The 18184-nt window shown below is 71.2% G+C and carries 15 protein-coding genes; 9 read left to right on the top strand and 6 right to left on the bottom strand.

Features of this window, described 5'->3' with window-relative positions:
• The first annotated feature begins 226 nt into the window (after window positions 1–226).
• The 4 genes from VGC13_RS17750 (at window position 227) to VGC13_RS17735 (ending at window position 6759) form a co-directional block, all read left to right on the top strand.
• Window positions 227–2821, top strand: a complete 2595-nt coding sequence (locus VGC13_RS17750) for a PIG-L family deacetylase (RefSeq protein WP_331126623.1) — start codon at window positions 227–229, stop codon at window positions 2819–2821.
• Window positions 2822–3126: 305 nt separating this feature from the next.
• Entirely contained in the window at window positions 3127–3870 is a 744-nt protein-coding gene (gene map, locus VGC13_RS17745) for a type I methionyl aminopeptidase (protein WP_331126622.1), read from the top strand.
• Between the two features lie 456 nt (window positions 3871–4326).
• Window positions 4327–5370, top strand: a complete 1044-nt coding sequence (locus VGC13_RS17740; protein ID WP_331126621.1) for an extracellular solute-binding protein — start codon at window positions 4327–4329, stop codon at window positions 5368–5370.
• Between the two features lie 315 nt (window positions 5371–5685).
• Complete coding sequence (locus VGC13_RS17735; protein WP_331126620.1) at window positions 5686–6759, top strand: ABC transporter ATP-binding protein; 1074 nt, start codon at window positions 5686–5688, stop codon at window positions 6757–6759.
• A 59-nt stretch (window positions 6760–6818) separates the two neighbouring features.
• Here VGC13_RS17735 and VGC13_RS17730 read toward each other — a convergent pair whose 3' ends face one another.
• From VGC13_RS17730 to VGC13_RS17720, 3 genes are all read right to left on the bottom strand, one after another.
• A complete protein-coding gene (locus VGC13_RS17730) occupies window positions 6819–7073 on the bottom strand; it encodes a hypothetical protein (protein ID WP_331126619.1) in 255 nt (84 codons plus the stop codon).
• 34 nt (window positions 7074–7107) lie between these two features.
• Window positions 7108–7281, bottom strand: coding sequence for a hypothetical protein (locus VGC13_RS17725; protein WP_331126618.1), 174 nt, complete (start codon window positions 7279–7281; stop codon window positions 7108–7110).
• Between the two features lie 77 nt (window positions 7282–7358).
• Window positions 7359–7499: a hypothetical protein gene (locus tag VGC13_RS17720; RefSeq protein ID WP_331126617.1), complete on the bottom strand. Its 141-nt coding sequence runs from the start codon at window positions 7497–7499 to the stop codon at window positions 7359–7361.
• A gap of 105 nt (window positions 7500–7604) precedes the next feature.
• Here VGC13_RS17720 and VGC13_RS17715 point away from each other — a divergent pair, with 105 nt between their 5' ends.
• The gene (locus VGC13_RS17715) at window positions 7605–9281 is read left to right on the top strand and encodes an iron ABC transporter permease (protein WP_331126616.1); all 1677 of its coding nucleotides are present in this window, start codon (window positions 7605–7607) and stop codon (window positions 9279–9281) included.
• A gap of 797 nt (window positions 9282–10078) precedes the next feature.
• Here VGC13_RS17715 and VGC13_RS17710 read toward each other — a convergent pair.
• A complete protein-coding gene (locus VGC13_RS17710) occupies window positions 10079–10849 on the bottom strand; it encodes a hypothetical protein (RefSeq protein ID WP_331126615.1) in 771 nt (256 codons plus the stop codon).
• Between the two features lie 172 nt (window positions 10850–11021).
• On the opposite strand from VGC13_RS17710, the gene VGC13_RS17705 reads away from it, so the two are divergent.
• Both VGC13_RS17705 and VGC13_RS17700 read left to right on the top strand, forming a co-directional pair.
• Window positions 11022–12767: an FF domain-containing protein gene (locus VGC13_RS17705; RefSeq protein WP_331126614.1), complete on the top strand. Its 1746-nt coding sequence runs from the start codon at window positions 11022–11024 to the stop codon at window positions 12765–12767.
• Between the two features lie 93 nt (window positions 12768–12860).
• Window positions 12861–13655, top strand: coding sequence for a phosphodiester glycosidase family protein (locus tag VGC13_RS17700; RefSeq protein ID WP_331126613.1), 795 nt, complete (start codon window positions 12861–12863; stop codon window positions 13653–13655).
• A 969-nt stretch (window positions 13656–14624) separates the two neighbouring features.
• Here VGC13_RS17700 and VGC13_RS17695 read toward each other — a convergent pair.
• Complete coding sequence (locus VGC13_RS17695; RefSeq protein WP_331126612.1) at window positions 14625–15314, bottom strand: GntR family transcriptional regulator; 690 nt, start codon at window positions 15312–15314, stop codon at window positions 14625–14627.
• 354 nt (window positions 15315–15668) lie between these two features.
• On the opposite strand from VGC13_RS17695, the gene VGC13_RS17690 reads away from it, so the two are divergent.
• Window positions 15669–16034, top strand: a complete 366-nt coding sequence (locus VGC13_RS17690) for a PAS domain-containing protein (protein ID WP_331126611.1) — start codon at window positions 15669–15671, stop codon at window positions 16032–16034.
• A 46-nt stretch (window positions 16035–16080) separates the two neighbouring features.
• On the top strand, window positions 16081–16692 hold the full coding sequence (locus tag VGC13_RS17685) for a hypothetical protein (RefSeq protein WP_331126610.1): 612 nt from the start codon (window positions 16081–16083) through the stop codon (window positions 16690–16692).
• A gap of 444 nt (window positions 16693–17136) precedes the next feature.
• On the opposite strand, the gene VGC13_RS17680 is transcribed toward VGC13_RS17685, so the two are convergent.
• A complete protein-coding gene (locus VGC13_RS17680; RefSeq protein WP_331126609.1) occupies window positions 17137–17991 on the bottom strand; it encodes a L,D-transpeptidase in 855 nt (284 codons plus the stop codon).
• Window positions 17992–18184 lie beyond the last annotated feature (193 nt).

Genomic DNA, 18184 nt, shown 5'->3' with positions numbered 1-18184 from the left:
CGGGCACCCCGGGTTGAAACCCGGGGCTAGAAATGCCATAAGCCCCGCTCGCGTGGGCACGGTCCGAGGACGGTGGACAGGTTGGTGTTGAAGCCCGGTTCGGCGAGTGCAACGAGCCGAGACCGGGCTTGTGGCCCTTTCAGCCGCGGGCTTCAGCCCGTGGCGACCCCGTGGCGACGGGGGCAGGAGATTGTGCGCCCGAAACGCCCAACATAGCTTGGATCTCATGAACCGTAGACGCCTCGCAATCGGACTGGCGGCGGCGCTGCTGCTGCCCTGCACGCCCGCCCCCGCCCGCGCACAGGACGGGGGCGGCGAGTACCGCGGCGCCGCCGCGCTGGGACTGCAGCTGCGCAAGCTGGGCACCACCAAGCGCGTGCTGATGGTGGGCGCCCACCCCGACGACGAAGACACCCAGCTGCTGGCCCACTTCGCCCTGCGGGAGGGCGCGGACGTGGCCTACCTGTCCCTGACCCGCGGCGAGGGCGGCCAGAACGGCATCGGGCCGGAGCTGGGCGAGGGGCTGGGGCTGCTGCGCACCGAGGAACTGCTGGCCGCCCGCCGCGTGGACGGCGCGCGGCAGTTCTTTACCCGCGCGTACGACTTCGGCTACAGCAAGAGCGCCGAAGAAACCTTTCGCCACTGGCCGCGCGAAGAGATCCTGCGCGACGTGGTGTGGGTGGTTCGCCAGTACCGGCCGGACGTGATCGTCACCGTGTTCAGCGGCACCCCGCGCGACGGGCACGGCCAGCACCAGGTGTCGGCCATGCTGGCGCAGGAGGCGTTCACGGCCGCGGCCGACCCGGCGCGCTTTCCCGGAATGCTGCGCCCCTGGCAGGTGGCCAAGCTGTACCAGTCCCTCCGCGGCAACACCGAAGGCGCCACCGTGCGCGTGCCCACCGGTGCACTGGACCCGCTCCTCGGCCGTTCGCCGTATCAGCTGGCGATGGCGAGCCGCTCGCTGCACCGCTCGCAGGACATGGGGCAGGCCGAGCTCCCCGGTCCGCGCTGGAGCACGCTGGGCCGCGTGTTTCCCGCAGGCACGGGCACCGAGTCGTCCATCTGGGCCGGCATCGACACCACGCTGGCTCCCGGAGAGCCGGGAGAAAGCACGGCCGCGCGCGCCCTGGCGCGGTACCAGCAGCAGGTGCAGGCGGTCCGCGCGCGGTTCAACCCGCTGCAGCCGGGCGCCAGCGCCGCCGAGCTGCTGCAGGCGCTGGGGACGCTGCGCCTGGCGCAGGACTCCCTGCCCCGCACCAACGGCGTCGCCGAACTCGCCGGCGACATCGAGGCGGAGATGGCGCAGGTGCAAGAGGCGGCGCTGTCGGCGCTGGGCATCGTGGTGGACGGACTGGCGAGCGACGCGCGGCTGGCGCCCGGGCAGCAGGTGGACGTGGAGCTCTCGGTGTGGAACGGCGGCGCGGACTCGCTCCGGATCGAGAACGTGGGCCTCGCCACGACGGACGGCCGCGAGTGGTCCGCCACGTCGTTGCCGGAGAACGCGGCGCCGTCGGGCACGGTGGCGCCGGGGGCGCTGTCCGCGTGGCGGTGGCGCCTGCAGGTGCCGCGCGAGGCCCGGGTGACGGAGCCGTACTTTCTCCTGGACCGGCGCCAGGGCGACCTGTACACCTGGGACCCGGACCGGGGCGGCGAGCCCCTGGCGGAGCCGTTCGGGCCCGACCCGCTGACGGCGTGCGGCCACGGCCAGGTGAACGGCGTCGCCCTCAACTTCTGCACCGACCTCACCTACCGGCAGGTGGACCCGCGCCAGGGCGAGCTGCGCCGGCCGGTGATGGTGGTGCCGGCGGTCTCGGTGCTGCTGGACCCGCCCGTGCGCGTGCTTTCCACCGCGGCGCCGCGGCCCATCGACTACACGGTGCGGCTAGCGGCCGAGCAGCGGGACGGCATCGCCGGCCAGGTTCGGCTGGAGGCGCCGGCCGGCTGGCGCGTGGAGCCGGCCTCCGTCCCCGTCCGCTTTGCCGGGCAGGGCGAGGTGCGCGAGGTGCGCTTCACCGTGACGCCCGCGGCCGGCGCGGCGGCGGGCGACCATCCCGTTTCCGCGGTGTTCGTGGCGGAGAGCGGCGAGCGGTTCACGCGCGGGGTGCAGATGATCGACTACCCGCACGTGCGCGCCCGTCCGCTGTACCACGACGCGCGCTCGGTGGTGCGCGCCATCGACCTGCGCGTGCCGCAGGGGCTGCGCGTGGCGTACGTGGAGGGCGCGGGCGAGGAGGGGCCGGGGTTCCTGGCCAACCTGGGGATCACGCCGGAGCTGCTGGACGCGGACGACCTTGCCGAAGGCGACCTGGACCGCTTCGACGTCATCGTGACGGGGAGCCGTGCGTACGAGGTGCGCACCGACCTGATCGCCCACAACCGCCGGCTGCTGGACTGGGTGGCGCGCGGCGGCACGATGATCGTGCAGTACAACAAGTACGAGATCGTGGAGGGCGGTTTTACGCCCTTTCCCATCACCATGGCGCGCCCGCACGGCCGGGTGACGGACGAGGGCGCGCCCGTGCGCATCATCGACCCCGCCCACCCGGTGTTCACCACGCCCAACCGCATCGGCGAGGCGGACTGGGCGGGATGGGTGCAGGAGCGCGGCCTGTACTTCGCCCAGACGTGGGACCCCGCGTACACGCCTCTGCTGGAGACCGGAGACCCCGGCGAGACCCCGCTGCGCGGCGGCCTGCTGATCGCGAAGCACGGCCAGGGCACGTACGTCTACACCGGCCTGGCGTTCTTTCGCCAGTTCCCGGCCGGCGTCCCCGGCGCGTACCGCCTGTTCGCGAACCTGCTGGCGCTGGGGGCGAAGTAGCGGATGGAAGTGCGGGAGTGCGGGAGTGCGGGAGTGCGGGAGTGCGGGAGTGGGAGAGCGTATACGCGTGGCGACAGCTCTGCGGCGTTGCCGCGGGGGTGGCCTGACTGCGGACGCGCAGGCGCCCTGGACGCCGCACGCGGCCGGGCCGCCGAGTCCGCGCAGCCAGACTTTGTGTAGTTGTTGCGGCGAATTCATTCGGATCGCAGGCCGGGCCGGCACGGTGCCGGTCGGAATCGCAGGCTGGCTGTAACCTGTCCCCTGTAACCTGTAACCTATCCCCTGTAACCTGTCCCCTGCCGTTCATGTCGATCGAGAACCAGAAGGACCTGGAAGGCCTCAAGCGTGCGGGCAAGATCGTGCGGATGATCATCCGGGCGATGGAAAAGGCGCTGCGGCCGGGCATCAGCACCGCGGAGCTGGACGAGGTCGGGGGGCGGGTGATGCGGGCGCAGGGCGCGCGCTCTGCCCCGAAGATGGTGTACGGCTTTCCCGGCGACGTGCTGATCAGCGTGAACGACGAGGTGGTGCACGGGATTCCGGGCGCGCGCGTCATTCAGCCCGGCGATCTGGTCAAGCTGGACGTGACGGTGGAAAAGGACGGCTACATGGCCGACGCCGCCGTCACCGTGGCCGTGCCCCCGGTGGTGGAGCGCGCGCAGCGGCTGGCGGACTGCGCCCGCGCGGCGTTCGCCAGGGCGATGGAGGTGGCGCGCGTGGGGAACCGCGTGAACGACATCGGCCGCGCGGTGGAGGACGAGGTGCGGCGCCGCGGCTTTCGCGTGCTGCGCGACCTGAACGGCCACGGCATCGGCCGGACGATCCACGAGGAGCCCAGCGTTCCCAACTACTACGACGCGCGGATGAACCAGCCACTCACCGAGGGGCTGGTGATCACCGTGGAGCCCATCATCGGCGAAACGACGGGCCAGTGGGTGGAGTCGGGCGACGGATGGACGGTGCGCACCGCGGACGGCGGCCTGGCCGCGCACTACGAGCAGACGCTGGTCATCACCCGCGGCAAGCCGATCCTGCTGACGGCGGCGTGAGGCCCGCCGGGCCCTCCCCGGCGGCGCCCGAGAGTTGGCGTTTCCTCGGGATCGGCGCGAGGGGCGGGGCGCCCCCTCCGGGCTCGCATTACTCGCCCACCTCCCCCAAAACTGCTGGGGGAGGTTGGGGTGAAGCCGGGTTCGATGCGCTGCGAATCGCATCGCCCTGCGCCGGAGAGAGGCCCCCTCTCCCGGCCTCTCCCCCGCAAACGGCGAGAGAGAGAGGTGACGCGAGTCCAGGTATCCGGAGCGCGATCGCAGTTCAACCTCCCCCAGGGGTTTTGGGGGAGGTGCGAGCCAAAGCGAGCGGAGGGGGCGCCGGCGGACGCGCACGAAGCCGTCTGGAGCGCGATCGAATTCTCCCCTCTCCGTGAGGAACGAACGGGGAGGGGCCGGGGGAGGGGCACCCCGCCGAGCCTCGGCAACCCGGGGCATCAACATCCTTGAGACAGGCACATGCTGAATAGACGGGGCAGGCTGGTCGCGCTGGCGGGGCTGGCGCTGGCGGCGGCGTGCGGCGGCGGGGGAGACGCCAGCCAGGTGGTGACCGTGTACTCGCCGCACGGGCGCGAGATGCTGCAGGCGTTCGAAAAGCAGTTCGAGGCGCTGCACCCGGGCGTGGACGTGCAGGCGCTGGACATGGGCTCGCAGGAAGTCTACGACCGCATTCGCTCGGAGCGCGCCAACCCGCAGGCCGACGTGTGGTGGGGCGCGCCGGCGCCGCTCTTCGAGCAGGCGGCCGCCGACTCGCTGCTGGAGCGCTTCGTCCCCACCTGGGCGGGCGGGCTGCCCGCGGAGGCCAGGAGCGCGCAGGGGCTGTGGCACGGCAACTACCTGACGCCCGAGGTCATCGCCTACAACTCGGCCGTGATCCCCGCCGCGCAGGCGCCGCAGGACTGGGACGACGTGCTGGCCCCGCAGTGGAAGGGCAAGGTGATCATCCGCGACCCGATGGCCAGCGGAACGATGCGCACCATCTTCGGGATGATCATCGACCGCTCCCTGCGCGCCACGGGCGACACGGCGCAGGGCTTTGCCTGGCTGCGGCGGCTGGACGGGCAGACGCGCGAGTACGTCCTCAATCCCACGATGCTGTACCAGAAGCTGGCGCGGCAGGAGGGCGTGGTGACGCTGTGGGACCTGCCCGACATCGAGATGATCAAGGCGCAGAACAACTATCCCATCGACTACGTGATCCCCCGCAGCGGCACGCCCCTGCTGGTGGACGCGGTGGCGGTGGTGCGCGGCGCGCCCAACGCCGAGCTGGCGCGGCAGTTCGTGGAGTTCATCGGCAGCAACGCGGCGCTGGTGCCGGCCGCGCGCGACTTCTTTCGCCTTCCCGCGCGCAACGACGTTCCGCCGGATTCGCTGCCCGAGCGGCTGCGCGCCATCCGCGGCCAGATCAAGCCCGAGCCCATCGACTGGTCGCGCCTGCAGCAGCAGGGCCCCGCCTGGATGCGCTACTGGGACGAGCACGTCCGCAACCAGGGCGCCAAGTGAGGGCCTGATGGCGGACGAGACGCTCGCGGCTCAGAAGGGCACCGTGCAGACCGCCCGCAGGAGCGAAGAATTCGCCGCTGGAACGGCGCAAAGTCCGCCGGCGCGGACTCGGCGGCCCGGCGGTGTGCGGCGTTCCAGGCACCTGCGCGTCCGCAGCCGGAAGTTCGCTTTTTGCCGGCGGATCCACACCTCCTCTCTCCGCAAGGAACGAGCGGAGCGAGGCCCGGGGAAGGGCCTCCCGCGGGTCGCGCCGCCGTCAGGCGGATCAACCGGCATCATCGCACTCACGCACTCACGCACTCTCGCACTCTGTAGATGCTCCGGCTCGAAAACCTGACGCGCCGCTTTGGCGAGACGGTGGCGGTGGACGGCGTGTCGCTGGACGTGGCCGCGGGCGAGTTCCTTACGCTCCTGGGCCCCAGCGGCTGCGGCAAGACCACTACGCTGCGGATGATCGCCGGCTTCGAGACGCCGACGTCCGGCCGCATCGTGGTGGGCGACCGCGACGTGAGCACGCTTCCGCCGCAAAAGCGCGACGTGGGGATGGTGTTCCAGAACTACGCGCTGTTCCCGCACCTTGACGTGTGGGAGAACGTGGCGTTCGGCCTGAAGTCACGGGGCGACCGGCGCGACGCGCTGGCGCCGGCGGTGGAGCGCGCGCTGGCGCTGGTGGAGCTGGGGCCCTACGCGCGCCGCAAGGTGCAGGCGCTTTCGGGCGGGCAGCAGCAGCGCGTGGCGCTGGCCCGCGCGCTGGCGCCCGAGCCGCCGCTGCTGCTGCTGGACGAGCCGCTCAGCAATCTGGACGCGGCCCTGCGCGAGCGGACCCGTGACGAGCTGCGCGCGCTGCTCAAGCGGCTGGGGATGACGGCCGTCTTCGTGACCCACGACCAGGAAGAGGCGTTCGCGCTCAGCGACCGCGTGGCCGTGCTGAACCGGGGCCGGCTTCAGCAGCTGGGCACTCCTGAAGAGCTGTACGGCGCGCCGGCCAACGCGTTCGTGGCCAGCTTTCTGGGCCGCGCCAACTTCTTCGGCGCCACGGTGCTGTCGGTGGAGGGGGAGCACGCCCTCTGCCGCCTGGCCGCCGGCGGGGTGTGGCGCGCGCGGCTGGCGGGCGACGCGCCACGGACGGCGGGCGCGGCGGTGCGGCTGATGGTGCGCCCCGAGGCGCTGGAGCTGGCGCCGGAGGGCGCGGCGGACGCCATCGCCGCGCGCGTGGCGGACCGCCGCTTTGCCGGCGCCGCCACCTTTTACCGCGTGCAGACGGAGGGCGGCCCCGAGGTGCTGGTGCAGGGCCGTCCGCACGAGGCCAACCCCGGCGACACCGTGCGCCTGGCGCTGCACGGCCGCGCGGAGCCCGTGGCGTACGCGGCGGAAGAGCCCGCGCACTGAACGAAAAACGCCGCCGCTCCGGCGGGTCTGGAGTGGCGGCGTCACTTGCGGAACCCGGCTCAGGGTGTCTCCTTGCAAACCTGGTATCCATTCGTCCAGGCGCACGCGTCACGACAGGTCAGGTAGCAGGTGTCCGCGGTCTGGCAGGGATACTCGCAGGTGGGCCCGCCGCAGGTATTCACGCAGGTGCCCTGGCAGGTGCCGTAAAACGTTCCTGCATTCGCGTGCACCGTGCCGCGCGGGCCCTCGCCGGCGGCTGCCACTTCGAACGTCTCGACCCGGAGCGTGTCCAGGCTCAGCTTGGCTTTGCGCATCGTGTTCTTTCCGGTCAGGATGATGGTGGATGGGTCAGTCGCAGCCGAGGGGGCCGCAGGTTTCCACGTCGGGATCGCTGGTCGGGTCGGTCTTGCAGGTTTCGAAGCAGGCGGTGCCCTGGCCCACGCGGCCGAACGCGGCCACCTCGCCCACGGGCTCGAAGCTCTCGACTTCCAGGCGGGTCAGGTCCAGCGAGCTCTTCTTCATCGGGAAATCTCCTGTGAGGAGGGGAATGCGCGCGGCGGGATGCCGCGCGGGTGCTCTCGGTACGGGTCCGGAGACGGCTAGCCCAGCCAGGGGCAGGCGGGCGGAAAGGCGCAGCTTTCGGCGACGGTGCACCCGGTGGGGATCTCCAGATCTGCATCGTCGCCGGCGGTCTCGAAGCTTTCTACTTCCAGCTGCGCCAGGCTCAGCGAGCTCTTCATGGGGATGTCTCCTGGGAGGGGAACGGGGTCGCGAGGCCGGGCGCCGCGCGGGCAACAACCATCGCACCAATCGGCTGAAAATGGAAGATCGCGCGGAGAGGATGGATGGCTGACCGTGGCGGAGTGACGCAGTCCGGGCGTACGCCGTGGGTGTTGACGGGGATCGTTCTCGTCCTCCTGCTGTGGCTGGTGCTGTATCCCAACCTTTTCGTGCTGGCGGACAGCGTGCTGGACGGCGGCCGCTTCACGCTGGAGCACTACGCACAGTTCCTGGGCAGCCGCAGCGAGCGCGAGGCGCTGTGGAACAGCGTGTGGATCTCGCTGGCCAGCGTGGTGCTTTCGGCGCTGATCGGGGTGCCGCTGGCCTTTTTGTTCGCCCAGCGCGACTTCCCGGGGCGGCGGGTGCTGGGGGCGCTGGCGGCCATGCCGGTGCTGCTGCCGCCGCTGGTGGGCACCATCAGCTTCATGTTCCTGTACGGCGAAAGCGGGTTCTTTACCCGCGGCGTGCAGACGCTGCTGGGGCTGCAGCAGGCGCCGTGGCGCCTTTCGGGCGCGTGGGCGGTGCTGCTGGTGCACGCGTACACCATGTACGTGTACTTCTACCTCTTCGTCTCGGCCGGGCTGTCGCGGCTGGACGCCGGCTACGCCGAGGCCGCGGCGGCGCTGGGCGCGGACCGCTGGACCACGCTGCGCCGCGTGACCCTGCCCATGCTGGCGCCCGCGCTGGGCGGCGCGGCGCTGCTGGTGTTCATGACCAGCATGGCCTCGTTCAGCGCGCCGTACGTGTTCGGCGGCGGATTTCGCGTGCTGACCACGCAGCTGTACAACAGCAAGCTGAACGGCGAAGACGGGCTGGTGGCGGTGGAGGCGGTGGTGCTGGCGCTGGCGTCGCTGCTCTTTCTGTTCCTGCTGCAGCGCTACGAGTCGCGGCGCGAGTACACGGGCGCGGGCAAGGGGCTGGGCGCGGGGCGGCGCGAGAGCGGCGGGCGGGGATGGCTGGTGGGGCTGGCCGCGGCGGCGTTCGTGGGGTTCCTGCTGCTGCCGCACGCCACGGTGCTGCTGGTGTCGTTCGTCCCCGAGGGCACGTGGACCATCCAGGCGCTGCCGCCGGAGTACTCCACCGAGAACTACACGCGCATCTTCAGCGATTCGCAGCGGCTGGTGCCGGTGATCAACTCGCTGCGGATGGCGACGGTGGCCACGGTGGCCAACGTGGTGTTCGCGTACGCGGCGGCGTGGCTGCTGTCGCGGCGGCGGGTGCGCGGGGGATGGCTGATCGGCGCGCTGGTGGCGCTGCCGTGGGCGCTGCCGGGCACCGTGCTGGCCATCGCGCTGGCGTACACCTTCAACGTCAACCAGCCGCTGGCCGGCCGCTTCGTCCTCGTGGGCACCTTCGCCATCCTGCCGCTGGCGTACTTCGTCCGCAACATCCCGCTGGTCACCCGCGCCGCGCTCGCCAGCTTCCGCCAGCTGGATCCCTCGCTCGAAGAAGCCGCCGCGTCGCTGGGCGCGTCGCGGTGGACCACGGCGCGCCGTGTGGTGCTGCCGCTGGTGCTTCCCGGCCTGGCCGCCGGCGCGCTGCTGGCGTTCGTCACCGCGCTGGGCGAGTTCGTCGCGTCCATCCTGCTCTACACGCACCGCACGCGGCCCATCTCCGTAGAGATGCTGTCGCAGCTGCGCGCGTTCGACTTCGGCGGCGCCGCGGCCTACGGGATGATCCTCATCGTCCTCGTCGCCCTGGTCTTCGCCTCCGGCTACCGCAACGTCGGTGGTACCGGATGATTATGAACGTTTATTCATAAATCATCCAACCAAACCTGTCATTCTGAGGGAGGCGCCACGCAGTGTTCTCCTTTTACCCCCGGAGCGTGGGCGCCGACCGAAGAATCTTTGTTGGAAACGGCAGGATCTTTCCGCCACGCTGTGTTCCCGGGCGATGCCCGGGGGAGGGTTCCGCGCGAGGGGAAGGAGATTCTTCGGTCGCGCCACTGGCTTCGCGGCTTTCCCGAGAGCCTGCGGTGGGCGCTTCCTCAGAATGACAGGTGTTTCCTCAATTTTTCTTTAACCTGTCATTCTGAGGAAGGCGCCGCGTAGTGCTCTCCGTGTGCCCAGGAGCGTGGCGCCGACCGAAGAATCTTTGTCGGGAACGGCAGGATCTTTCCGCCACGCTGTGTTCCCGGGCGATGCCCGGGGGAGGGTTCCGCGCGAGGGGAAGGAGATTCTTCGGTCGCGCCCACTGGCTCGGTAGCTTTTCCGGAAGATTGGGGTGGGGCGCTCTCTCAGAATGACAGGTGTTTCCTCGATTTTTGTTCAGCCTGTCATTCTGAGGGAGGCGCCGCACGGTGCTCTCCTCCCGCCCAAGAGCGTGGCGCCGACCGAAGAATCTCCATCTGGGCGGCAGGATCTTTCCGTCACGGTGTGTTCCCGGGCGATGCCCGGGGGAAGGTTCCGCGCGAGGGGAAGGAGATTCTTCGGTCGCGCCACTGGCTTCGCGGCTTTCCCGAGAGCCTGCGGTGGGCGCTTCCTCAGAATGACAGGTGTTTCCGCGGATTCAGCAGGAGACGCGATGCGGTGCCGGATCACGCGGTGCGCGCCCGCCGGCCACGGCTGAGCACCAGCGCCGCTCCCACGACGACCGCGGCGGCGAGGGCGGTGTAGGCGACGGCGGCGGACTGCGTCAGCAGGGGCGGCGAGCGGCGGGCGACGAAGACGGCGACCAGCGCCCACACCACCGCCAGCGCGAACCCGGCGTTCCGCGTCGCCCGCGTGACGAAGACGGCGATGAGCGCGGCGGCGGCCAGCATCACCATCCCCCACGCCTCACCGCCAAGGCCAAGCTCTACCACGCCCGCCGCGCTCAGCGCCTGCGCCACGTTGGCGATGGTGGCGACGGTGATCCATCCCAGGTACACGCCGCACGTCGTCCACACCAGCCCGCGCTCCGTGCCCGTGAACGGCGTACGCCACGCGGCCAGCCGCGCCACCGCCACGGCCAGCGAGGCCAGGGTGATGACGATGAGCACCACGCTCACCCCGTACATCCCCGCGGGAAAGGCGAACTCCCAGGCCGTGCTCCCCGCGAACGCCGCCGCCGTCAGCCACCCCACGCGCCGCAGCAGCGGATTGGCGCGCTGCGCCGGCAGCACCTGCCAGACCGCGTAAGCAAGGGAAAGCGCAAAGATCAGCCCCCATATGGAAAAGGCGTAGCCCGCGGGAACCACGTACGTGGGATAGCGGTCGGAGACGCTGCCCACCTGCGGCAGCCCCAGCATCGGCGTGATGGCCGGCGCCGCCGCCTGCCCCACGGCAAAGACGACGTTGCAGATCTGCCGCGGTCGATCGTTGTTCATGATGGTGGCCGTGGAGCGTGTGGGGGGGATGCCCACGTTGGGCGAACCCTGTACGTCATCCGCAATCTACGCAGCCCGCGCACCCGCTGCACGGGGGATTCGTGCGCGCGGTCCGCTCCATGCGGCACGGACACTGACCCCTTCTGCTCTCCCCACGTACCGGAGCGCGCCTATGATTCCTGCTTTCGTTCGATTCGCGGTCACCGCCGGCTCCATCGTCCTCATCCTCCCCACCGTTGGCCAGGCGCAGACGGAGCGCGTGACGGTCGATGCATCCAGGGAAGCGCGGCGGGATTCCGCCGCGGTGCTGGGCCAGGCGCGCGCGGCGCAGGCGGGCTTCGAGCGCTTTCGCTTTCAGCGCCTGCCGCGCACCCACGCCCGCGGCGGGGGCAAGTGCGACGTGACCGTGGGCCGCTTCTGTTACCGGTTCAGCGACGACGAGCAGGGCGACGAGCCGCCGGCCGAGCCGCCCGCCATCACGCAGCGCCGCCTGGAGCTGGTGGCGACGCTGGCCGGGGCGGCCACCGCGCTGCCGGGCGACGGGTGGATCGCCGGGCAGCGCATTCGCTACCTGCTGGAGGCGGGGGACGAGCCGGGCGCCGTCGCCGCCGCGCGGGAGTGCAGGGCCGAGCGGTGGTGGTGCGCCGCGCTGGAGGGGCTGACGCTGCACATGGCCGAGCGGTTCCCGGACGCGGAGCAGGCGTTCGACGCCGCGCTGCGGGAGATGGACGCGGAGGAGCGCGCGCGCTGGACGGACGTGGAGGTGCTGCTGGAGCCCGAGGACCAGCGGGCCTGGCGCGTGGCGCCGCCGGAGGAGCGCGAGCGGCTGGCGCGGCGCGTCTGGTGGCTGGCGGACCCGCTGTGGTCGCGGCCCGGCAACGACCGGCTGACGGAGCACTACGCGCGCTGGACCATGCACCACGTGCTGCAGCGCGCCCGCCGGGTAGACCAGGTGCGCTGGGCCGACGACCTGCGCGTGCTGCTGCTGCGCTACGGCTGGCTGACCGCGTGGGAGCGCTACGAGCCGCTGTTCTACGCCTCGTCCGACAACACCTCGGCCATCGGCTACAACGCGCCGCGCAGCTGGGAGTTCATCCCGCCCCTGGCCACCGCGGCGGACCCCGCCCGGCTGCGCGGCGACGAATGGCCGCTCTCGGAGCCGGAGCCCACGGTCACGCGCTACACGCCGGAGTACGCGCGGCACATCATGACGCTGCCGCACCAGATGGCCGCCTTTCCCCGCCCCGGCGGCGCGATGGTGGTGGCGGGATACGCGCTCTCGGAAGACAGCCTGCCGCCCGACCCGCGCCTGCACGCCGAGCTGGTGGCGATGGACGACGCGGGCGGACGGAGCGCGTCTTCGCCCTGGCAGCCCACGGCCTCCAGCGGCTCGCTGATCGTCGAGGTGCCCGGCTCCGGCTCGGTGGTCAGCCTGGAGCTGCGGGAAGATTCCACCCGTTCCGTGGCGCGCCAGCGGCAGGCGGTGGCGTGGGACCCGGACGCGCGCGTGTCGGACCTGCTGCTGCTGGCGCACGCCGAGGCGCGCCCCACGGAGCTGATGGAGGCGGCGCGCTTCGCCCGCGGCTCGGCGGTGGTGGCGCCGGGGGAGCGGGTGGGGGTGTTCTGGGAGATGTACCGGGTGCAGGCCAGCGACTCGCTGGAGGTGCGCGTGGGGCTCATCCCCGGCACCGCCGTGTGGGGGCGGCGTCGGCTGGAGGCCATCGGCATCGTCGAGGCCGCGCGGACCATGCGGCTGGGGTGGATCGAGGGGGTCGAGGCGGGGCCGGTCGTCGGCCGGTCGCTGGCCGTCGGAATCCCCGCCGACCTGCGCCCCGGTGACTACACGCTCGAGGTGACGGTGCGCGCCCCCGGCCAGCCCCCCGCCACCGCGCGGCGCCCCATCACCGTGCGGCGGTGAGGGATGAGAAAAGGCCGCCGGGCAGCACATCCAACCAGGATGGGGGCATGCGCCAGAGTTGCCGTGCCCGTTCCCCATCACGGGAGGCCGATCATGCAATCGCGTAGAATCGGATCGCTGCTCGCGTTGGCCGCCGTCGCGCTGGCCGCCGCGGCGGTGCGGGCGGCGCCCGGCCGCGGCCACGCCCAGCCCGAGGGATTCGAGTATCGCACCGAGACGTGGCACGGCGTGCGGTTCGCCATCGTCCGCGCCGACCCCGCGCGGACGCGGATCCAGCTGTACTGGCGCGACGCGGCGGGGCGCGGCTACGGTAGCCAGGCGCGCCTCGCCACCGCCCTGCGCGCGCAGGGCGAGACGCTGCTGGCCGCGAGCAACGCCGGGATCTTTGGATTCACGGCGCCGGACGGGCTGCACGTGGAGCGCGGCCGCGTGCTCGCGCCGCTGAACCTGCGGCAAGGGCGCGGCAACTTCTACGAGCAGCCCAACGCCGTGTTCTTCGTGACGTCCGCCGGGCGCGCGGAGATCGTGGAGTCGAACGCCGCCCGCGCGCGCATCCCCGAGATGGCCGAGGCGACGCAATCCGGTCCCGCGCTCCTGCTGGACGGCGCGCTCGCCGGCCCGGCCGCGGGCGCCACGCCAGCGAGCATGCTTGCGGGTACGCGGGTCGTGCGCAACGGCGTGTGTGTCGACGGCCGCTCCGTGTACCTGGTAAAGACGGACGATCCGCTGACGCGGGCGCACCTGGCGCTCTTCTTTCGCGACCGCCTGCGCTGCGGCGACGGGCTGTACCTGGATGGCTCCACGCCCTCGTCGCTGCACGTCCCCGGTCGGCGCCGCGAGAGCAGGAACAGCCTGATGGGCATCCTCGCCATCCTCCCCCGCACGTGAGAGGCCTCCGGATATCATGCCAACGCGTGACTTCCTGAGGCTGAGAGTGTGTTCAAGAATCCCTGCGGTCGCGCCGGTCTGTCATTTCGAAGGAGGCGCCACACCGCACCATCGGCTCGCACGAAATTCCGGCGCGCCGACTGAGAAATCTACTGTCTGCTGCTGGTGCCCCGCCGCACCGCTCCGGCACTGGCCCTGTCCGCCCGTGTCGCAGCCGCAAGGGAAGCACGGGCTACCGCGTCTGCCCTCCAGCAATCCGACAGGGGATTCCTCGACCCTGCACCCTCTGGTGTGAAAGCAGGCTACGGCGTGGCCGTGCCTCGGAATGACAGCGCTGGTAGATCTGCGATCGGCCTGGATGCGCAGCGTCGGATTCTTAAACACGCTCTCAGGGAGCGCACCACGTGCAACCGGACGTCACACAACCGAGTGCGCGCGACCGAAGGATCTACTCCGCGGCACCATGGGGCTGGCTTCACGACGTGGAGCCGGCCCCTCTTTTCTGCCGGCAAGGTCCTTCGGTCGGCGTCAAAGTGCAGTGTACAAGCGCGTTACGGGGCGGCGCCTCCCTCAGGAAGTCAATTCAGGGAATGTGAGCGATACCCGCTGAGTGACGGACCTGTGGGGCGAGATCAGAGCGCTACGACAAACGCGGAAGAGGCCGACAGTAGATTCCTCGGTCGCGCGCCGGGTGCGGGGTAGGTGGAAGGTGCGGGGCGGCGCTCGCTCGGAATGACAGTCCGGGGCGTGAGCACATGTACGAGGTGGGCCGCCGCGCGGCCTTACCGGCTGCGGACGCGCAGGCGCCTGGGCCGCCGCACACCGCCGGGCCGCCGAGTCCGCGCAGGCCGACTTTGCGCGTTTCCAGCGGCGAATTCATTCGCTCCTGGGGCGAACCCGCGCCACCGTCCGCGGCAACGCCGGTCCCGGAGAGAGGCCCGCCGACGCGCACGACCCCCGCTCCTCGGTTCACACCACCTCGCGCAGCCACTTCAGCAGGCTTTCCAGCGTGAACCGCCAGTTGTTCTCCAGCAGCGGCGCCGCGCCGTCCACGTCACCGGCGGAGAGCAGCTCCGCGATCTGCTCGTGTGCGCGGGTGCTGACGGGGATGTAGCCGGCGTTCTGCATGTAGGCGTACTCGTAGCGGCGGATCACCGTCTTGAGCGTGGCGATCAGCCCCATCAGGTACGCGTTGCCGCACGGTTCCAGCAGCGTGCGGTGCCACGCCTCGTCCAGGTCTATCCGCCGCTCCGGGTCCTGCTCGCCCTCGAGCGCCGCGTTGATGCGGTCCAGCTCCGCGCGCCGCTCGTGCGTCAGCGGCGGGGTGCCGCGCAGCGCGGCCACCTCCAGCGTCCACAGCACCGGGTACACCTCGCGCACCTCTCGCACGCTCAGCGGCTTTACGAAAAAGCCGCGGCCCACGTCCGCCTCCAGAAACCCCTCGCGCTCCAGCCGCAGCAGCGCCTCGCGGATGGGCGTGCGGCTTACGCCCAGCTCGCGCGCCAGCGTGGTGTCGCTGATGCGCGCGCCCGGCCGCAGCTCCTCGCGCAGAATGCGGTCGACGATGGCGTGGTGAACCTGGTCGCGCAGCGGAACACGGGCAATGGCCCGGTCCCGGCGCGCGCCCGAAGCCCGGGGCGGGTCGGAGAGGAAAGTCATCCAGGACGTACGTGGGAGAAACTGTCGTGATTCGACAAGATCGTGCGCCCCGCACCCCGCCGCAACCGAACCCGCCACCAGGGATGACCGACCGGCGGAATGCCCTCCCACGTTTCACCCGCGCCGATCGTCCCTCCCCGTTCACCCCTTCACCCCTTCACCCTCCCTCCGCCGGCGAGCAGACGCCGGCGGCTCTCCCCTGACGACGGCGGACGCTGTAGATTGTGCGGCATGGAGACCTCGCCGCTGTCCGCGCGGGGCACCTGTGTGCTCTGCGACCGATCGTTCCCCGCGGACCGGCCCCACGCCGGCCCGCCCATCGGCTTCTGCGCCACCTGCGCCGCCGAGTTGCGCATGTTGCCCGTGGAACACCTGCTGGAGCTGGATGCCGGCGCGTCCAACCGCCTGCCGTTCGGGTTCATCACCATCGATCCCGGCGGGGTGATCCTGGCCTTCAACGCGTTCGAAAGCAGCTACAGCGGGCTGGCCGCCCCCGACGTGCTGGGCCGCAGCTTCTTTCGCGACGTGGCGCCCTGCACCTCGGTAAAGGAGTTCGAGGGGCGCTACCGGGAGATGGTACAGGCGAACGCCACCGCCGTGGCGCGCTTTCGCTACGTATTCCGCTTCGCGGGCGGTGACCGGCTGGTGCAGGTGTCGATGACGTACGTGCCTTCGGAGCAGCGCGGAATCCTCATCGTCCGCGACCTGGACGCCGCGTAGCCCGCACTCCGCGGCGCGGGCGTCTTTCACATCCAGGCCCCACACCGTGACCAGATCCGTCCGAGCCTTCCCCGCCGCGCTGGCCGTGCTGTGCGCGCTGGCCGCCTGCGACCGCCCTCGCACCGCGGCCAAGCGCGAGCAGTGGGGGCCCGTCACCGTGGCCGGCATTACGCTGGCGACGCCGGGGCGCCTGCTGCAGATCACCACCGAGGTGCCCGCCGCCCTGGACCCCGCCGTGCGCGAGATGGTGCAGCGCATCGACAGCTATGGCCGGACCATCGACGACACGGAGATTCGCGTCTCGCGCGTCATCTACCGCCCCCAAGCCGTGCTCAGCGCCGAGAGCTCCGCCCAGAGCGCCCTGAACGCCGTGCGTGAGAACCCCGCCATCGAAAAGTTCACGCACGCGCAGGCGCGGGTGCAGACGTCCGGCGCGCCCTCCGTCCGCACCTCCATGCGCTTCGACGTGCGCGGCCAGGCCGCCATGGGCGAGATGCTGACCGTGCTGCGCGGCCAGACGCTGTGGCAGGTGCAGGTGCTGGGCCCCGTGAACCCCCAGACCGACAGCACCGCCGAGCGCGTGATGCAGTCCATCCAGCTGGCGCCCGAGGCGGGGGGGGTGATGGAGGAGCTCGCCGACTCGCCTCGCGATCCATGAGCGGGTAAACCCGCTGCTGGAAAAGCGACAAGCCCCGTCCCGGCTCGCTGGCGCGCGCCGAACGGGGCTTCAACAGCGCACACCCGTCGGCGAAGGCCGACATCGCGTTGTCCAGCCGCGAATTCATTCGCCTGGGCGGCGGGCGCCGCGGAATGGAGGGGAGAGCGCCGCCGACCGGCATCTCCGAGAGCGAGTAAACTCGCCGCAACGACAGCGGAAAGCCTCGCAAACCGCGCGAGGCTTCAACGGCGCACCGCGGTGGGCGTGCGGCGAAAAACCGCCGGCGAAGGCCGGCATCGCGTGGTCCAGCCGCGAATTCATTCGCCCGAGGCGGCCCCCCGCCGCAAACACAGAAGCCCCGTCCGCGCTGCCGCGGACGGGGCTTCTCGTCATCCATCATCCATCATCCGTCATCCGTCATCCATCCTCCATCTACTGAAGTCGTCAGTAGATGAAGACGGGTGTTCCCACGGGTGCGTTGTCGAAGACGAACTCGATGTCGTCGTCGAACAGGCGCACGCAGCCGTGCGTGCCCCAGAACCCCACGGCCAGCGGGTCGTTGGTGCCGTGGATGAGGATGCCGTCGCCGGTGTCGAGCTTGAACTTGCCCAGCACGTCGGGGATCTGCCGGTTCACCGTGCCAAACGGGGGAATGTACATCACCCCGCCGTACACCAGCGGCCGCTCGGCGGGGATGGTGTCGAACTGCGCGCCGCGCTGAACGCCCAGGTGCTGCCCGCGCCGCACCACGCGCGTGCCGTCCTCCAGCGGAATTCCGCCGGCGGGAAACTGGCGCAGCGGACCGTCGTGCAGCCCCTCGTAGTGCCAGTCGGGCGGGGTCCACTTGGGGTCCGCCTGCTTGGCCAGCACCGTGCGCCGCCCGCGCGGCGTGCTGAAGTCGCGCATGCCGATGCCCTTGGGCCCGCGCACCACGCCCATCCCCACGCCCGCCACCGCCTCGAGCAGCGTGTCGCGCCCGTCGATGAGCCACAGCTTGCGGTCGTAGATGGACACCACGATGCGCCGCCCCGTGGCCGCGTTGGCCGCGCGGCGCCAGCGGATCCACTCCACGCTGTCGGCGCGGTTGCGGGGCGCGGTGGGCGCCGGGTCCGGGTTGTCGACGCCGATGCGGCGCAGACGGTCGGCCATCAGCTCCTCGCGCGTAACCAGGCCGCTGGGGCGCTCGTCCACGGGAACGGTGTCGGGCTGGGCCTGCGCGGCAAGGCCGGGTGCGGCAAGGCCGAGCGCAGCCAGGGCGGCCATCCCCAGCGTGCGGAAGCGGTGAACCTGCGAGAACATCGGCGTGACTCCTGGACGGTGTACAGCGTTCTTCAACCCACGACGATTGGCGAAAACGTCCGCCGCGTCAATAGGCGCATGCGTTCGGTGGCAACGAGCGGGCCAGCTGCAGGGATGCGGATGGGTTGTACCGTGAAGCGGGGCCTGAGGTTTCAGGGGATAGGTTACAGGGGACAGGTTGCAGGGGACAGCG

The organism is Longimicrobium sp. (assembly GCF_036399255.1).
Taxonomy (GTDB): Bacteria; Gemmatimonadota; Gemmatimonadetes; order Longimicrobiales; family Longimicrobiaceae; genus Longimicrobium.
The sequence above is the reverse complement of the archived record's forward strand: the minus strand, read 5'-3'. Positions and strand labels throughout refer to the sequence as shown.